At 56.7% G+C, this 14,495-nt stretch carries 14 protein-coding genes; 8 read left to right on the top strand and 6 right to left on the bottom strand.

The features are described 5' to 3' along the window. The first annotated feature begins 3 nt into the window (after window positions 1–3). Entirely contained in the window at window positions 4–678 is a 675-nt protein-coding gene (thiE, locus tag ACYX34_RS19625) for a thiamine phosphate synthase (protein WP_462078269.1), read from the top strand. Here thiE and bioD read toward each other — a convergent pair. Both bioD and ACYX34_RS19615 read right to left on the bottom strand, forming a co-directional pair. Then, complete coding sequence (gene bioD / locus ACYX34_RS19620) at window positions 629–1,366, bottom strand: dethiobiotin synthase (protein ID WP_462078268.1); 738 nt, start codon at window positions 1,364–1,366, stop codon at window positions 629–631. The two genes, thiE and bioD, sit on opposite strands and share 50 nt — an antisense overlap. Before the next feature lie 135 nt (window positions 1,367–1,501). Continuing rightward, a complete protein-coding gene (locus ACYX34_RS19615; RefSeq protein WP_462078267.1) occupies window positions 1,502–2,278 on the bottom strand; it encodes an SDR family NAD(P)-dependent oxidoreductase in 777 nt (258 codons plus the stop codon). A gap of 153 nt (window positions 2,279–2,431) precedes the next feature. Here ACYX34_RS19615 and ACYX34_RS19610 point away from each other — a divergent pair, with 153 nt between their 5' ends. After that, entirely contained in the window at window positions 2,432–3,205 is a 774-nt protein-coding gene (locus ACYX34_RS19610; protein WP_462078266.1) for a TapB family protein, read from the top strand. On the opposite strand, the gene ACYX34_RS19605 is transcribed toward ACYX34_RS19610, so the two are convergent. Continuing rightward, a complete protein-coding gene (locus ACYX34_RS19605) occupies window positions 3,199–6,147 on the bottom strand; it encodes a proline dehydrogenase family protein (protein WP_462078265.1) in 2,949 nt (982 codons plus the stop codon). The genes ACYX34_RS19610 and ACYX34_RS19605 overlap by 7 nt on opposite strands. A gap of 198 nt (window positions 6,148–6,345) precedes the next feature. Between ACYX34_RS19605 and ACYX34_RS19600 the strand changes: the two genes are divergently transcribed. From ACYX34_RS19600 to lipA, 6 genes are all read left to right on the top strand, one after another. Continuing rightward, window positions 6,346–7,209: an acyl-CoA desaturase gene (locus ACYX34_RS19600; protein ID WP_462078264.1), complete on the top strand. Its 864-nt coding sequence runs from the start codon at window positions 6,346–6,348 to the stop codon at window positions 7,207–7,209. 166 nt (window positions 7,210–7,375) lie between these two features. Then, on the top strand, window positions 7,376–8,251 hold the full coding sequence (locus tag ACYX34_RS19595) for an Mrp/NBP35 family ATP-binding protein (protein WP_462078263.1): 876 nt from the start codon (window positions 7,376–7,378) through the stop codon (window positions 8,249–8,251). A gap of 24 nt (window positions 8,252–8,275) precedes the next feature. Then, window positions 8,276–8,581: a Rieske (2Fe-2S) protein gene (locus ACYX34_RS19590; protein WP_462078262.1), complete on the top strand. Its 306-nt coding sequence runs from the start codon at window positions 8,276–8,278 to the stop codon at window positions 8,579–8,581. Window positions 8,582–8,623: 42 nt separating this feature from the next. Beyond that, window positions 8,624–8,989 (top strand): hypothetical protein, encoded by a 366-nt coding sequence (locus ACYX34_RS19585; protein WP_462078261.1) that lies wholly within the window; start codon window positions 8,624–8,626, stop codon window positions 8,987–8,989. Between the two features lie 3 nt (window positions 8,990–8,992). Continuing rightward, entirely contained in the window at window positions 8,993–9,358 is a 366-nt protein-coding gene (locus tag ACYX34_RS19580; protein ID WP_462078260.1) for a hypothetical protein, read from the top strand. Between the two features lie 6 nt (window positions 9,359–9,364). Next, a complete protein-coding gene (gene lipA / locus ACYX34_RS19575) occupies window positions 9,365–10,279 on the top strand; it encodes a lipoyl synthase (protein WP_462078259.1) in 915 nt (304 codons plus the stop codon). A gap of 2 nt (window positions 10,280–10,281) precedes the next feature. On the opposite strand, the gene ACYX34_RS19570 is transcribed toward lipA, so the two are convergent. From ACYX34_RS19570 to pgm, 3 genes are all read right to left on the bottom strand, one after another. Beyond that, the gene (locus ACYX34_RS19570; RefSeq protein ID WP_462078258.1) at window positions 10,282–11,076 is read right to left on the bottom strand and encodes a class I SAM-dependent methyltransferase; all 795 of its coding nucleotides are present in this window, start codon (window positions 11,074–11,076) and stop codon (window positions 10,282–10,284) included. A 216-nt stretch (window positions 11,077–11,292) separates the two neighbouring features. Further along, the gene (locus ACYX34_RS19565; RefSeq protein ID WP_462078257.1) at window positions 11,293–12,732 is read right to left on the bottom strand and encodes a glutamine synthetase family protein; all 1,440 of its coding nucleotides are present in this window, start codon (window positions 12,730–12,732) and stop codon (window positions 11,293–11,295) included. A 51-nt stretch (window positions 12,733–12,783) separates the two neighbouring features. After that, window positions 12,784–14,430 (bottom strand): phosphoglucomutase (alpha-D-glucose-1,6-bisphosphate-dependent), encoded by a 1,647-nt coding sequence (gene pgm / locus ACYX34_RS19560; protein WP_462078256.1) that lies wholly within the window; start codon window positions 14,428–14,430, stop codon window positions 12,784–12,786. Between the last annotated feature and the right edge of the window lie 65 nt (window positions 14,431–14,495).

The raw sequence follows: 14,495 nt of genomic DNA, 5'->3' as shown, positions 1-14,495 counted from the left end.
GCTATGACCCAGATTTCGGGGGAGAACGATCACCGGAGGGCAGGACTCACCGGCCTCTATGTCATTCTTGATCCATCGGTCAATCCTGATCGCCCGCTTGTGGAAGTTCTGAAAATATCAGCGGGAGCGGGAGCCAGGTTCTTTCAGTATCGGAACAAGACTGTGTCGATGAAGGAAGCCTATGCGGAGGCCTTGCCTCTCCGAAAGATAGCGCGTGAGCTGGGCGCATGGTTCATCGTGAACGATCGCTGCGATTTGGCGTTGGCCGTCGATGCAGATGGAGTCCACTTGGGGCAAGGAGATTTGCCGCTTGGCCTCGCTCGAAAGATCATGGGGCCGGACAAGCTGATCGGGATTTCGACGCATAATCCAGAGCAAGTGCGGGTGGCAACGGCAGGTGGGCCGGACTACCTCGGCTTCGGTCCGATTTTTAAGCCGGGCTCGAAGACCGATCACGATCCCGTCGTTGGTGTGGCCGGGTTGAAGGCCATTCGTCCGCTGACGCCGCTTCCGATCTTTGCCATCGGCGGGATCACGCTTGATCAGGTCGGGGATGTGATACAAGCGGGAGCGAACGGAGTCGCGGTGATCTCCGCAATCCTCAAGGCACCGGAGATTCGGCAAACAATCAGCGACTTCGTCGCTCGGCTCTCTTCACCAACTGCGCCAATTTCTTAATGGCCGCTGATCGGGCCAGATGTTGAACGGCGGGTCGGAATCGTCCCGGAATGCCTGGTTCATAGGGAAGGGGGCCGAGCACTGGGACGCCCGCCTGTTTGCGAAGAATCTCCAACGTAGTCCGCTGTTGTAAACGAGCGACTGCTGATCGAGCCGATTCGGTTTGGTTGAGGACCAGGGCGAGGATGGGAATTCTGCTCCGCTGCAGCGCCTCAATGGTCAGCAACGCATGATTGATGCCTCCCAATCCGGATCGCCCGACCACGACGACCGGAAGACGTAGCAATCGGATCAAATCAGTCACGCCGATTTTTGGGGTAATCGGCACGCGCACCCCGCCAACTCCTTCTACAACCATGAAGTCGTATCGGCTGGAGAGGAGCCGGTAGATCTTCTTGATCGTCTCCAAGTTGATGGCCTGTCCTTCCTTTTGTGCTGCAGCCAGCGGAGCAACCGGCAGTTCAAACGCATAGGGACGGATGGCGCCCAGCGGTTCGTCGCTCTCAATGATGGCTCGGAGCCGTGCGGCATCGGACTGGGCTTCCCTTGACGGTGAGACCCCTGTCTCAATGGGTTTCATCACGCCGACCGATAATCCCTGCTTTTTAAAATGAAGAGCGAGCGCCGCAGTGACCAGGGTCTTTCCGACTCCTGTATCAGTGCCGGTTATGAATATGCCGTGGTTCATAGGACAGAGGTGACTGTTTTGAGTTTCAGGTCTAATGTTTCATGTTTGAGGTTTCTGCACAACTTGAAACTTTGAACGTGAAACTTGTGACTCGCGATCGACGGAACGAGCGTCTCATCACAAGATACGTTCCCATTATAGATGCCGGCTATCGCTGTTCCACACCTGTCCAGAGGTATCCTTGAGTTGAGCCAGATGCACGATCGTGCCGACGACTTCGTCAAGCGCAGCCGGCCGGCGTAAGGCATGATCGAGCCAGCCTTTGTCTTCGGGGAATATTCCCTCCGTCAAGTCGGTCTTTTGCCATCCCGGCAACACGAGATTCACCCGAATGTTCTGCGGCCCCCATTCCAACGCGGCCGATTTGACTAACCCAATCAGCCCCGCTTTCGATGTAGCATAGGCACTCTGTCCCCTCGCGCCGTGGAATCCGGTGTGCGAGCCGATGACTATGATGGAGCCTCCGCCGCGCGCGAGCAAGAGAGGTGCGCTGGTTCGCAAACAGTGAAACGTGCCGGTGAGATTCGTGGCGATGACATCGTCCCAGATGTCGTCCGCATGACGCACAAGCAATTCGCTCTGTCCGATTCCGGCGTTACAGATTACGGCGACGGGGCCATGGGTATCGCGGGAGAATTGATCGAACATGCGGCGAACGGACTCTGGTTTCCGAATGTCCGCGGCGTAGGCCTCACCGGTTCCTCCGACCTTGCGGAGTTGGTTCAATGTCGCTTCGGCTGCCGATTTGTTCTGATAGTAATGGACGCCCACATACCATCCAATCTGTCCAAAGGCCTGACTGATCGCTCGACCGATCCCTCCTGAAGCTCCGGTGACGAGGACGGATGGAGGATTAGCTTGTTTTTCTCGTTGACCTATTACCGCTGGTGTCGGGAATGTCTGATTTTCCATATCTGGCGAGGATTATGCGGCGAGAGGCTAGTCAAGGCAAGCACAAGGCGTATCTTGATAGAGTACCGATCGGCTTGCCGCTATTGTGATAGCTATGGTACCGTGAAAATCACGTCTCTGTAGTGCACTGAAATGATGAAACCTGGAGTGGCTATGCGATTGGTCTTGCAAGTGGGAGTCTGTTTGCTGTTCGGTCTCTTGACCTGGCCTGGGGTTGGTGGGGCGGAAGAGCCCTTCACGATTGCCAAGTCCGAGGAGTATTTCCCTGATACGGTCGGCAGTCGTTGGACCTATCGTGGTCAGATCACCGAGGGACCGTTGCAGACGATTGAACGGAAGTTCTTCGAGAATGTTTCCACGGTTTCGGGAACCAAGACCCTCAATGGGGTGGCGGTGACCGTTTTTCACGATACGAACCCGGGCAATCATGGAGATTCGGATAGTTTTTATCGCCGCGATGTGGTCGGGATCGTCTATTATGGATCGGAGCCGGGCACGCCGCTGGAGAAGCAGATCACCCCCTATCAGATTTTCCGGTTTCCCCTCAAAGTCCCGTCTTCGTTCCAACAGTTTGATCGAACGGGGCTCGACTTCGGAAGCGACATGGATCGTGACGGAACGGACGAAAGGGTGGATACGCAGGGGTGGAGCAAGGTGATCAGTCGCGATATTGTCACGGTTCCGGCCGGAACGTTTCAGGACGCCGTCAAGGTTGAAGCGCGCATGAATATGCACATTCATCTATCCGACAGCAAGCGCACCGTGTCAGGCATCGATGTCATGACGGCCTGGTTCGCCAAAGGGGTCGGCCTTGTGAAATATACCGAGCGCCAGGAATTGTCCGCCATTAAAGAGGACCGTGGTGTGGTGACGGAGATTATGGAGGAGCTGGAAGAGTACGAGATCAAACCCGCCAAGGGTCACTGAGTCGATTCGAATCCCCGTCGGAGGGTATTTTCACTCGTGATGCGGGTGATCATGAACTGAGCCAAGTAGTCTTCCCCGCCGGCTTTCGCGCCTACCCCTGATAAACGGTGTCCCCCGAAGGGTTGCCGAGAGACGAGCGCCCCGGTGATGGGGCGGTTCACATAGAGGTTTCCTACATCGAACTGCTCACGGGCCATGGCGAGGTTGGCGGGGCTTCGTGAATAGATTCCGCCGGTCAGGGCATATCTTGTCGCGTTGGCCATCTCCAGTGCCTCAGCCAAGGTCGTCGCTTTCATGACCACCAGCACCGGGCCGAAGATTTCTTCCTGTGCCAACCGATCGTCTGGCCCGACATCGGCGAATACGGTCGGGCTTACGAAGTACCCCGGTCCTTCCGTAGCACGGCGAACGATCACCCGATGCGTTGCCATACCCAACGTGATGAATTCTTCGATGCGTCGCTTCGCCCGGTCATCGATCACGGGACCGATCTGCGTGCCGGGATCGCACGGGTCGCCCAGCGTGAGACTCATCACGGCATCACGCAGCCGCGTAAGAAACTGATCGTAGACGCTGTCTAGCACGATGGCGCGGGAACAAGCCGAACACTTCTGCCCCGCGTAGCCCGTGAAGGATGCGACCACGCCGGCGATGGCTTCGTCGAGATCTGCCGTGTCGTCGACGATGATGGCGTTTTTACCACCCATCTCCGTGATCACCCGCCTCACCAGTGTTTGACCGGGGTGGACCGTCGCGGCGTCAGCCCATAACCCCAGTCCCACATCCTTCGATCCGGTGAAGGCGATCGTGGCGATTTCCGGTCGCTGGGACAATGCCCGTCCGATCTCAGGGCCACCGGGAAGGCAGTACAAAACATCTGTCGGCACACCGGCTTCATGGAACAGGTCCGTCAACAGCACTCCCAACAAGGAAGCACGCTCGGAAGGCTTAAAGAGTACTGCGTTGCCGGTGACCAGGGCCGCACTGATCATGCCGGCTGGAATCGCCAACGGAAAGTTCCAGGGCGCGATCACCGCGGCCAGGCCACGAGGACGATACCACCGTTGATTCAACTCTCCGGGGTAATGTCCGAGTCGGAGCGGCTCGCTGAGACGCGTCATCTGCTGGGCGTAGAACTCCAAGAAGTCGATGGCCTCCGCCACGTCGGCGTCGGCTTCCCGCCAGGGCTTTCCGACTTCGAACAGTTCCCTGGAAGCCAGGTCATACCGGCGCTCGCGCATGAGTCCAGCCGCGCGTCGCATCACGGCGATTCGTTCTACTGCGGGCCGTTGCCCCCATGCTGCGCCCGCTGCCACCGCAGCGCCGACTGTGGCAGCCACGTCGGCCGGTGAAGCCGCCTGAACGGTCGCGACGAGTTCGTCAGGCCGTGTGGGGTTGTGCGACGCCATCAGGGGACCGGTCAGCCGCTTCCCCCGAACGGTCGACGGCCAGGTCCGCCCCAGATCGGTTCGCACCCGGTCGATTGCGGTCTGCATGGCCGTACGGATTTCCTGCCGGGAAAAATCGCTGTGCGGCTCATTGAAAAACGAATCGTCCTCTCTGGATCGTGGCAATGTGGAAGCGGGGACCATCGGCGGAGTGAGGAGGGTCGCCAATGACTGCGACTCCACGTACTCCTTCCGTAGAAACGATTCGTTCGACGTATTTTCCAGTAATCGCCGGACCAGATAGGCCATCCCCGGTAGTAATCGGCCGACCGGCGTATACAATCGCACTCGCCGGCCATGCGCGACCATCGCATGCTGAAACGGTTCCGCCATGCCGTAAATCATCTGATACTCGACCGTCTCCGGGCCGCACCGGTGCGCGTCCGCCTCCGCTTCGATGACGGCCAAGGTTCGTAGATTGTGCGTCCCGAATGCCGGGCGGATGACCTGACGGTGGTTCAGGAGCAAGGGCACGAGTGCCTCATAGTTCGCGTCGGTCTCCGCCTTGTGCTCAAACAGTGGGACCGGCCACCCCGCCTGGCGGTAGCGCACCGTGTCCGAATCCCAATAGGCTCCCTTCACCAGTCGAATCGTGATCGGACAGTTCCGTCGTTCCGCCCAGGCGATGAGGGATCGAATGTCCTGGTCGGCTTCCCGATGATAGGCTTGCATCGCCACGCCGGCGTGGGGAAAGGTCCGAAACGCCGGTTCGTCGAAGAGGTTCCTGAACATCTCGAGCAGCAAGGTTTTCGTCTCCGCTTGCTCCATATCAAAGATCAATCCGCACCCGAGGGTCGCCGCCTGTTCCACGATCGGGTGTATCCGGGCCGCCACGGCCCGATAGGTGCCGACGGGATCGATCGGGTCTAACCGCGAGGTCAACGCGGAGATCTTCAGAGAAAGTTGTGCTCGCGGCAGCGAGCCGAGATGATCCTGTTCCAACATCGTCGACGACGGCCATGTGTCGACGGTCTTGCCTAGTAGCGTCAAGGCGTCCAGGCATCGATCCCGATACCGGTCCGCCTCGATGTCGCTGATCGTGGCCTCGCCGAGCAAATCCACCGACCAGGCACGTCCGTCTTTCCAGAGGTTCGCCAGGACGGGGAGTGCCTCTTCCACCGAACCCCCGGCAATGAACATGCGCGCCATCTGCTCGACCTGATGACGGATGGATTTCCCCGTGATGGTGGCCCCGACACTCGTCGCCGCCAACGCCTTGAGGCCCCATTGCAGTCCGAACACTTGACCATGGAGTGCTCCAAAGTATTCGTCCGCCATCCGCACGACGGCCTGATCCGAAGCGACGGCGGGGAGCACATCGATAAACCGGAATAGCTGCACTTTGAACGTGGGATCTTTCATCGCCAGGTTGATCACGCTTTGTGACCACCAGCGACTGTCGAAGACGGTCGGGGTACGACCGGCGGACAACTGGGCCAGGTGTTGTCCGATTCGGAGTATGACTGGTTCGCGCGCCGATGGATTCGTCGTCATGCCGCCTCTTTCCTGGTCGTCCCTGCTCCTATGGGTAGTATACTCCCAACGACTGCCACGGAGATCATGTGTGAGCGATCCTGTCCGTCGGCTGGTTGAAAACGGGCAGTGGTTCCGTTACAGTGCGGCGTCTGCAACACGTTCACCGAAGCCCGTTTGCCATGGTGGACCTCGTTGGGGTTGTTGACCACAGGACACATGGCCGAGACGGATCCGCTCGCATCACACCCGACATCAGGGTTTTCCTACATCACATGCGCGCTCTTCTGCGCAATCGTTGCCGTGACGGTCGTCGGCGTATGCCTCTATGGGTACTATATCGGCTATACGCTGTTTGACTGGATACATTTTTTCGTCATGTACATCGTGACAGGGATGGGGATCACGGTCGGTTATCACCGGTTAGTGGCGCATCAAAGCTTTGACTGTCCCGATTGGGTGAAGTGCCTGGCTTTGATCGCCGGCGGGTGGGCCTTACAAAACTCGGCGTTGGTCTGGGGTGCGGACCATATTCGCCATCATGCTCGCACGGACACGGATGAAGATCCCTATAATGCGACCAGAGGATTCTGGCACAGCCACTGCGGCTGGCTCTTCTACAATACGCCGCACCGCCTCGGTAAATATGAAATTCGGCTGCGCCGAGACCCGGTGATTCTCTGGCAACACCAGTACTACTGGCCGATCGTCGCTTCCGGCCTTGTCGTCCCGTTCTGTATCGGATTCTGGTGGCATGGTACCCTTTGGGGCGGTATCAGTGGGCTTCTCATGGGCGGGCTGTTTCGGATGTTCATGGTCCTCAATTCGACCTTCACCGTCAATTCCCTCTGCCATATGATCGGCAGGCAGCCCCACGGCACGCAGGACAGCAGCCGCGACAGCTGGCTGATCTCTTTCATCAGCTTTGGCGAGGGCTACCACAATTATCACCATACCTATGCCCGCGACTACCGCAACGGCCCGCAGTGGTACAATTTCGATCCGTCCAAGTGGATCATCTATGCCTTGTCACTGGTTGGCTTGGCCAGCAAGCTGCGCCGGCTCGATTCCTCGGTGTATTGACCATCACCCGACCTTCCCCGGTCGGCATATCACGGATAGCCCGACCGACCCATATTATTTTTCGTATTCCATCGTTTATGATATTAAATCGGTGTGTCATGGCGGCTCGATGTCTGTGTCAGTGCATAGTAATGAACGACGAGTCCAATCAGATGGGAGAAGAGATATGGCTGATGAACATGGTCATGGGGCACAGCAGCCCCAGGCAAAAGATAATTTGATCCCTGGAGTCAAACACGTCATCGCAGTGAGCAGTGGAAAGGGTGGCGTCGGCAAATCTACCGTTGCCGCAAATCTGGCCTGTGCGCTGGCGGTTGCCGGTGCAAAGGTTGGTCTATTGGATGCGGATCTGTATGGCCCCAACATTCCGATGATGATGGGAAGCACCACTGGACCAGAACAAAAAGACGGCAAGATCGTTCCCGTCGAGAATCACGGGGTGAAGCTCATCTCCATGGCCTTTCTGGTGCCGGAAGAAGCTCCGTTGGTGTGGCGTGGGCCGATGGTGCATCAGTATCTCCAAGCCTTCTTCCGTGATGTACTCTGGGGCGAACTGGAGTATTTGTTGATTGATTTGCCGCCTGGTACAGGTGATGTGCAACTTTCCTTGTCACAGATGGTGCCGTTGGCCGGTGCCATTACCGTGACCACGCCGCAAGAAGTCGCCTTGTATGATGTCCGTAAGGGCATGGCCATGTTTCAGAAGGTGAATGTGCCGCTCTTGGGGATTGTCGAGAACATGAGCTACTTTGTCTGTGGTCATTGCCATGAGCGGACAGAGATTTTCTCGCATGGAGGTGGAGAACGGGCAGCGGCTAAAGTCGGTGTCCCATTCCTGGGGCGAATCCCCATCGATCCCGCGATTCGCGATGGTGGAGATACCGGTCATCCGATCGTCGTGGCTGATCCGGCCTCGCCACAGGCCCAGGCGTTTCGAGATATCGCCCAGAAGCTCATGGATCAGCTGAAGGGTAGCGGGAACAGCGGTTCGTCGATCGACAGTTTACTCAAGAAGATCAAGCAGCCGTTCAGCACGAATTGATCGGCCTGACGTTGGAGGGAAGCTATGGCGGAGTTCGTACGGGTCGCGGCATTAGCGGATATCAAGCCTGGGCACGGAATTGTGGCGGAAGCACAGGGGAAGACACTGGCTGTCTTTAATGTGGATGGGACGATCCACGCGATTAATAATACTTGTTGCCATCGGGAGGGGCCCTTGGGGGAAGGCGAGTTGGAAGGTAACGTCGTCACCTGCCCGTGGCATGGGTGGCGGTTTGATGTGACCTCCGGCGCGTGCATGAACAATCCATCCGCCAAGGTGGAAGCCTATCAGGTGAAAGTAGAAGGCAGTGACGTGAAAGTGTTGCTCTAGCCCGGTGCGTGAAGCGGGCTGTACCAATGAAGGAGTGTGACCATGTCTATTTCATCGACTGATCAGACCGAGATCGCCGCAGCGCTCGTACGCCTCTATGTATTTCTGACGCAGTATCTCGATCGCTGTACCGATGAAGCCGCTCGGAAAGGGTATCCAGATTCAGAATTGCAAATGCATTTGGATGAGACTCGCCGACAACTGATGGAAATTCTGTCAGTCAATCCGGTCGTAAAGCGGAAACTCGCCGATGAGTGTGACCGAATCCTGCATTTGGGTGCGTCTTGTTTGAAGCTCGGTGCGGACGATGCGAAGACCCGTGAAGCCATACAGGCTGAACGAGCCGTCCTTAAGAGCAAGACCATTGCACTCAGTGATCTGGTGGCTGTCTACCGGGCGTTAGCATGAATCATGACGCAGGGTGGGTTTGACAAGCATCAACTCGCCGGGCTGGATAACAGAGAGCGGGGATTTAGCCGTCCGGTCGAGTGTGAGCAGGCAGGGGAGGGCTATCGGGCTGTCTTGCGGTACGAAACTATTCGCGTTGCAACAGACGTCCACCCGTCTCAGGACGATGCACTCACGGTCTTGATCCAAACCTTACATGCGCAAGGCTACCGACAGCTCAAAACCCAGCGGAGTTTTCGCAATGGCGTCTATCTGGGTTCCCAAGAGCTCTGGGTAGAATATCCGGATCCTCCACAGGCTGAGCCGGAGCGATCTGGTTTCTTTGGGAAGATCAAGAACTGGTTTACGCCGCGCTCTACTAATGGGTAACCAACCATGAGCTTTGTCCCTCTTGATCATCTCCGGTCCTCCTTTTCTACCGCCCCTCACCCATCAACGCTCAGTGCCCCCCGTCTTCCTGCTTGGTTCAAGGTCACAGCGAAGACCGGTCCTGATTATCTCGATCTCAAACAGACCATGGAACGGCTCAAGCTCCACACGATTTGTGAAGAGGCTCGTTGTCCGAATCGATGGGAATGTTGGAATGCCCGTACCGCGACGTTCCTGATCCTCGGCGATATCTGCACCAGGCGCTGTCACTACTGTTCCGTGGAGACTGGAAGGCCGCATTTGGTAGATCAAGATGAACCAAGCCGGGTTGCAGAGGCCATCCATGCGCTGGGATTACGCCATGCGGTGATTACCTCGGTCAATCGCGACGAATTAGATGATGGTGGGGCATCGGTCTTTGCAGAAACGATCAGGCAGACCAAACGCCTGAATCCCACCTGTACCATTGAAGTGTTGATTCCGGACTTTGAAGGTAACGAAGAGGCGCTTGCGACGGTTTGCAAGGAGAAGCCGGAGATTCTGAATCACAATATTGAAACAGTGAGGCGGCTCTTCCCATCGATTCGCCCGCAAGGAAAATATCAACGGTCCATCGACTTGCTCGCGAGGGCGAAGCAGCGTGGAATGAAAACGAAATCGGGCTTGATCCTGGGTATGGGAGAGACACTCGATGAAGCTTACGAGGTGATGCGCGACCTCCGATCAGTTGATTGTGACATCATGACCATCGGCCAATATCTCCAACCGACTAGAGAGCATCTGCCCGTTGCCAGATTCTACGATCCCTCCGAATTTGCATTGCTGAAAGAAGAAGGGCTTGCCATGGGTTTCAGCCATATCGAATCCGGTCCACTCGTCCGTAGCTCATATCATGCGGAGCAGCAGGTCTCCTCAGATTGAGGTCAATTCTTTTTCCATCCTGATAGGACACAGCGCTGGGCAATAAGCGGTGTGAAGCTTTGGACGTCCTCTGATAGCTTCACCATGAATTCCTCTGCACGCCGTTCATCCTCAAAACATTCATACACGTCGTCGAGAAATCCACCACGCAGGAGTGGGTGATAGAGAAATTCTTGGCCAGGGCCAGTTTTTACTTCAAGCGGGTATTCAATGGCTCCAATTCGCTCAAGGTCAAGCTTCTCCAACCACGTTTGTCCTTCCTGTGCCGATGGTCGTTCATGCAGATAGGCCTGGAAGCGTTCTCGCTCCTTGAGCAGCCCCTGCTGGATCATTGCCGTATCCACTCGCTGCCATAGAGAATCAAAAGTACCATAGGAAGGAAAAGTCAGGACAATCTGCCCTCCTGGTGCGAGGTGCGTCACCAGACCTTGAACTGCTTGAAATCGATCGGGGCGGAAGAACATCACGGAGAGGTTTCCTGTAATGCGATCAAATAGTGGCAGATCCGGAGGTAGGGAACGCATATCCATGCACTCGAATCGGAGCCGTGGTAATTGCGCACCTTGAATGGCCTTTGCGCGGGCAACTTGTCCAGCACTCAGATCAATGGCCAGTACTTCTCCCGTGGAACTCACTTGTTCAGCGAGGTAAAAGGCAGGGATGCCGTGTCCGGAGGCGATATCGAGGATTCTCAGGCCTGATCGAAGGTCGAGGTGTAGTAGTAACGACTCAGCGAACGGGGTGGACCAAAAGTCGTGCTTGGGAAGACCCCAACGAGGAGCAGGAGGAATGTTCATGTTAGAGAGGGAATCATGCCGACCAGCACTCATGCCGAACCGCAGGTTGCCCAGAACGTCTTCAGAATGGTCATGGTTCGATGCGCGAGGCAGGCCGAAAGGATGAGATGACGCGGATAGACCAAATCATTTGGAGGCGAGGTGCGAATGGCTTTGGTGCAAATCCATGTCTCGTACGTGTGCGCCATATTTTCCACATCGGCTCGAACCGTTGCATCAGAACATTGACCATAGCCACTGGTTGGTGACCTCGTGGTGGAATTGAACCTCTGCCGGCTTAATCAAGGTACCGAGTTGCTTCGGACAACGATCCGCTGCCAACTGTTTCAGCTCGGCGAACTTGTCACGTACTTCCTCACCGTACAACATCGACGTCAGCTTGCTCGATGTAAACAGTCGAATGGCATCGACAATGTTGCCTGGCAGGAAGTGGGTGTTGCTGCGCTTGGTCTCTGCATCCTCCTGTGACGTTGGGCCGTCAAGCCCTGTGCGGATGAGAGTATAGAAGACCATATAGGGATTTACGTCCGGGGCGACCGATCGGACCTCAATCCGCGCCGAACGCTCATTGCCGAGCGGGATGCGGACCATGGCGCCGCGGTTGATCGCAGATGCCGTGATCTGATTCGGTGCTTCATAGTGGGGGTCGAGGCGGCGGTACGCGTTGACGCTGGGGTTTAGGACAAGCGCGATGTCGTTCGCGGAATTCAGGATACGGTTGATGATGTCCCAACCAGCTTTCGATAGCCCGTCTTTGCCACTGGGATCGTGGAACAGGTTCTTGCCGGCACGCGCCAGGCTGATATTCGTGTGCATGCCGCTGCCGTTCACGCCGGTGACCGGCTTCGGCAGAAAGCTTGCCGTGAGGTCGGCCTGAGCGGCCACTTGCCGGCATAAGAGTTTGTAGAGTTGCACCTGGTCCGCCGCGACGAGCGCGTCCGAGTACGAGAAGTTCATCTCGAATTGGGATGGCGCCACCTCCGGGTGATCTTTCTCGTTCTCGAAACCCATCGCGCGCTGTACCTCGGCGGCGCGATCGATGAACGTGCGGAGTGCATCGCCCGGCAGTGAATGGTAATAGCCTCCGGTCGACACAAACTCAAACTTGCCGGACTCGGTGTAGCGCCGCTCGGCATCTTTGCCCTTGAAGAGGAAACCCTCGATCTCAGTTGCCACGTGAAAGACGGTACCGTCTTTCTTATAGGCTTGCTCGCACCACTGTTTGAGCTTGAGGCGCATGTCGGCTCTGTATGGGTGGCCGCCGCGCTCGAGCACGTCGCCGAAGACTACGACCTTGCCGGGACCAAAAATATCGGCGGGCACCATGTAGAAGGCCGTCCAGTCGATGGCCAGGCGCAAGTCGGACTCGGCTTGCTGAGAAAACCCGCGGATGGAGCTACCATCGAAGGTGAGGTTGTCGCCGTTTCTGAGCAGAAACTTCTTGTCGTAGTCCAACATATGCAGGCGGCCTTCTAGGTCAGTGAAGCATACGGTGACGGCTTTGATGCGCTTTTCGTCGGAGAGGTATGCTTGTCTGCGCTCCCTGATCTGGTCGGCCGAGGTCGGGCCTAGTCGTTCCTCTTTATACGCGAGGTTCATCTCTTCGAGCTTGTCGTACGGAATCTCAAGAAAGTCTCGAAGTAGAACGCTGTTCATATATTCTCCATTTACAATACTTTCGCACCGTCATTGACCTACCCAGTCCGGTCACTTTGGCTGGGATAGTGCTCTGGCGATCAGCACCTGCGCCTCTTGTTGGATCTGCTTCAGATGCGTTTTCCCTCTGAAGCTCTCCGCATAGAGCTTGTAGACATCCTCCGTGCCAGATGGTCTGGCGGCGAACCAGCCGTTCTCGGTCACGACCTTCAATCCCCCAATCGATGCACGATTGCCCGAGGCCTTGGTGAGCATCGCTGTGATCTTATCGCCTGCCAGTTCCGTCGCCTTCACTTGCTCCGGTGATAGTTTGGAGAGAACGGCTTTCTGTTCCAGGGTGGCAGGGGCGTCGATTCGCTCGTAGACCGGTTCCCCCAATTCTTTTGTGAGGTCTCGGTAGAGCTCAGATGGATCTCGGCCCGTCTTAGCCATCATTTCAGCCGCCAGTAGATCCATGATGATTCCGTCTTTGTCTGTCGACCAGACGGTGCCATCGCGGCGAAGGAACGATGCCCCAGCGCTTTCCTCGCCCCCAAATCCGAGTGAGCCGTCGAGTAATCCGCCGACGAACCACTTGAATCCCACCGGCACTTCGACCAGTTTCCGTTTCAGTTTGGCCGCGACGCGGTCGATCAGACTGCTGCTGACCAAGGTCTTGCCGATTCCGGCGGTAGATCTCCAGTTAGGGCGATTGGCAAAGAGATAGGCAATCGAGACAGCTAAGTAATGGTTGGGATTCATTAAGCCTGAGCGGGTGACGATTCCATGCCGGTCATTGTCCGCATCATTTCCGAATGCGACATCGAAGCGATCTTTCAAGGCGATGAGATTGGCCATGGCATAGGGGGATGAGCAGTCCATACGGATCTTTCCGTCCCAATCCAGCGGCATGAAGCGAAAGGTTGGATCGACTGACGGATTCACAATCTCAACATTGAGCCCATACTGCTCGATAATCGGTTTCCAGTATGCGACTCCAGATCCACCAAGGGGGTCAATCCCAAGCCGAAGCCCGGCGGTCTTGATCGCAGCCATGTCGACGACGTGGTTCAGCTCACCGACGTAGGCTCCGATGTAGTCATGGCGATGGGTGGTGGCTGCCTGTTGCGCCTGTTTGATCGGAAGTCGGTTACATTCCCGTAGTTTGTTCGTCAAAAGAGTATTGGCTCTGTCCTCGATCCACTTGGTGACCTGTGTATCGGCTGGGCCGCCGTTCGGGGGGTTGTACTTGATCCCACCGTCTTCCGGAGGGTTATGCGAGGGAGTAATGACGATGCCATCAGCGAGACCGGAAGTTCGGTTACAGTTATAGCGCAGGATGGCATGTGAGATGACCGGTGTCGGCGTGAAGCCGTTATCCTGATCGATCATGACCTCCACGCCATTGGCCGCGAGGACTTCCAGGACAGTCACGAAGGCTGGATCGGAAAGGGCATGGGTGTCTTTACCCAGATAGAGCAGACCGGTCGTACCCTGCGTGGCACGGTACTCACACACAGCCTGAGCGATCGCCACGATATGATGTTCATTGAAGCTTCGCTTGAAGGAGGAGCCGCGATGTCCTGATGTGCCGAATGACACGCGCTGCTCGTGGGCGGAGGGGTCAGGTTGCTCAGCCCAGTATGCAGCGAGGAGCGTGTCGACCTCCACCAAGCTTGAGGGAGGTGCCGGTTGGCCTGCGAATTGATGAATGGGCATACGTAGAGGTGTAGTTCCAATGCCTGGTGGCTGTCAACTCTTAAGATTTGATGGAGATGGGATGA

The sequence above is a fragment of the Nitrospira sp. CMX1 genome (genome assembly GCF_054902215.1).
The sequence above is the reverse complement of the archived record's forward strand: the minus strand, read 5'-3'. Positions and strand labels throughout refer to the sequence as shown.

What these genes read in the sequence shown, in the direction of transcription:
- thiE (WP_462078269.1), top strand. Translation starts at nt 4, where the DNA reads ATGACCCAGATTTCGGGGGAGAACGATCACCGGAGGGCAGGACTCACC.
- bioD (WP_462078268.1), bottom strand. Translation starts at nt 1,366, where the DNA reads ATGAACCACGGCATATTCATAACCGGCACTGATACAGGAGTCGGAAAG.
- ACYX34_RS19615 (WP_462078267.1), bottom strand. Translation starts at nt 2,278, where the DNA reads ATGGAAAATCAGACATTCCCGACACCAGCGGTAATAGGTCAACGAGAA.
- ACYX34_RS19610 (WP_462078266.1), top strand. Translation starts at nt 2,432, where the DNA reads ATGCGATTGGTCTTGCAAGTGGGAGTCTGTTTGCTGTTCGGTCTCTTG.
- ACYX34_RS19605 (WP_462078265.1), bottom strand. Translation starts at nt 6,147, where the DNA reads ATGACGACGAATCCATCGGCGCGCGAACCAGTCATACTCCGAATCGGA.
- ACYX34_RS19600 (WP_462078264.1), top strand. Translation starts at nt 6,346, where the DNA reads ATGGCCGAGACGGATCCGCTCGCATCACACCCGACATCAGGGTTTTCC.
- ACYX34_RS19595 (WP_462078263.1), top strand. Translation starts at nt 7,376, where the DNA reads ATGGCTGATGAACATGGTCATGGGGCACAGCAGCCCCAGGCAAAAGAT.
- ACYX34_RS19590 (WP_462078262.1), top strand. Translation starts at nt 8,276, where the DNA reads ATGGCGGAGTTCGTACGGGTCGCGGCATTAGCGGATATCAAGCCTGGG.
- ACYX34_RS19585 (WP_462078261.1), top strand. Translation starts at nt 8,624, where the DNA reads ATGTCTATTTCATCGACTGATCAGACCGAGATCGCCGCAGCGCTCGTA.
- ACYX34_RS19580 (WP_462078260.1), top strand. Translation starts at nt 8,993, where the DNA reads ATGACGCAGGGTGGGTTTGACAAGCATCAACTCGCCGGGCTGGATAAC.
- lipA (WP_462078259.1), top strand. Translation starts at nt 9,365, where the DNA reads ATGAGCTTTGTCCCTCTTGATCATCTCCGGTCCTCCTTTTCTACCGCC.
- ACYX34_RS19570 (WP_462078258.1), bottom strand. Translation starts at nt 11,076, where the DNA reads ATGAACATTCCTCCTGCTCCTCGTTGGGGTCTTCCCAAGCACGACTTT.
- ACYX34_RS19565 (WP_462078257.1), bottom strand. Translation starts at nt 12,732, where the DNA reads ATGAACAGCGTTCTACTTCGAGACTTTCTTGAGATTCCGTACGACAAG.
- pgm (WP_462078256.1), bottom strand. Translation starts at nt 14,430, where the DNA reads ATGCCCATTCATCAATTCGCAGGCCAACCGGCACCTCCCTCAAGCTTG.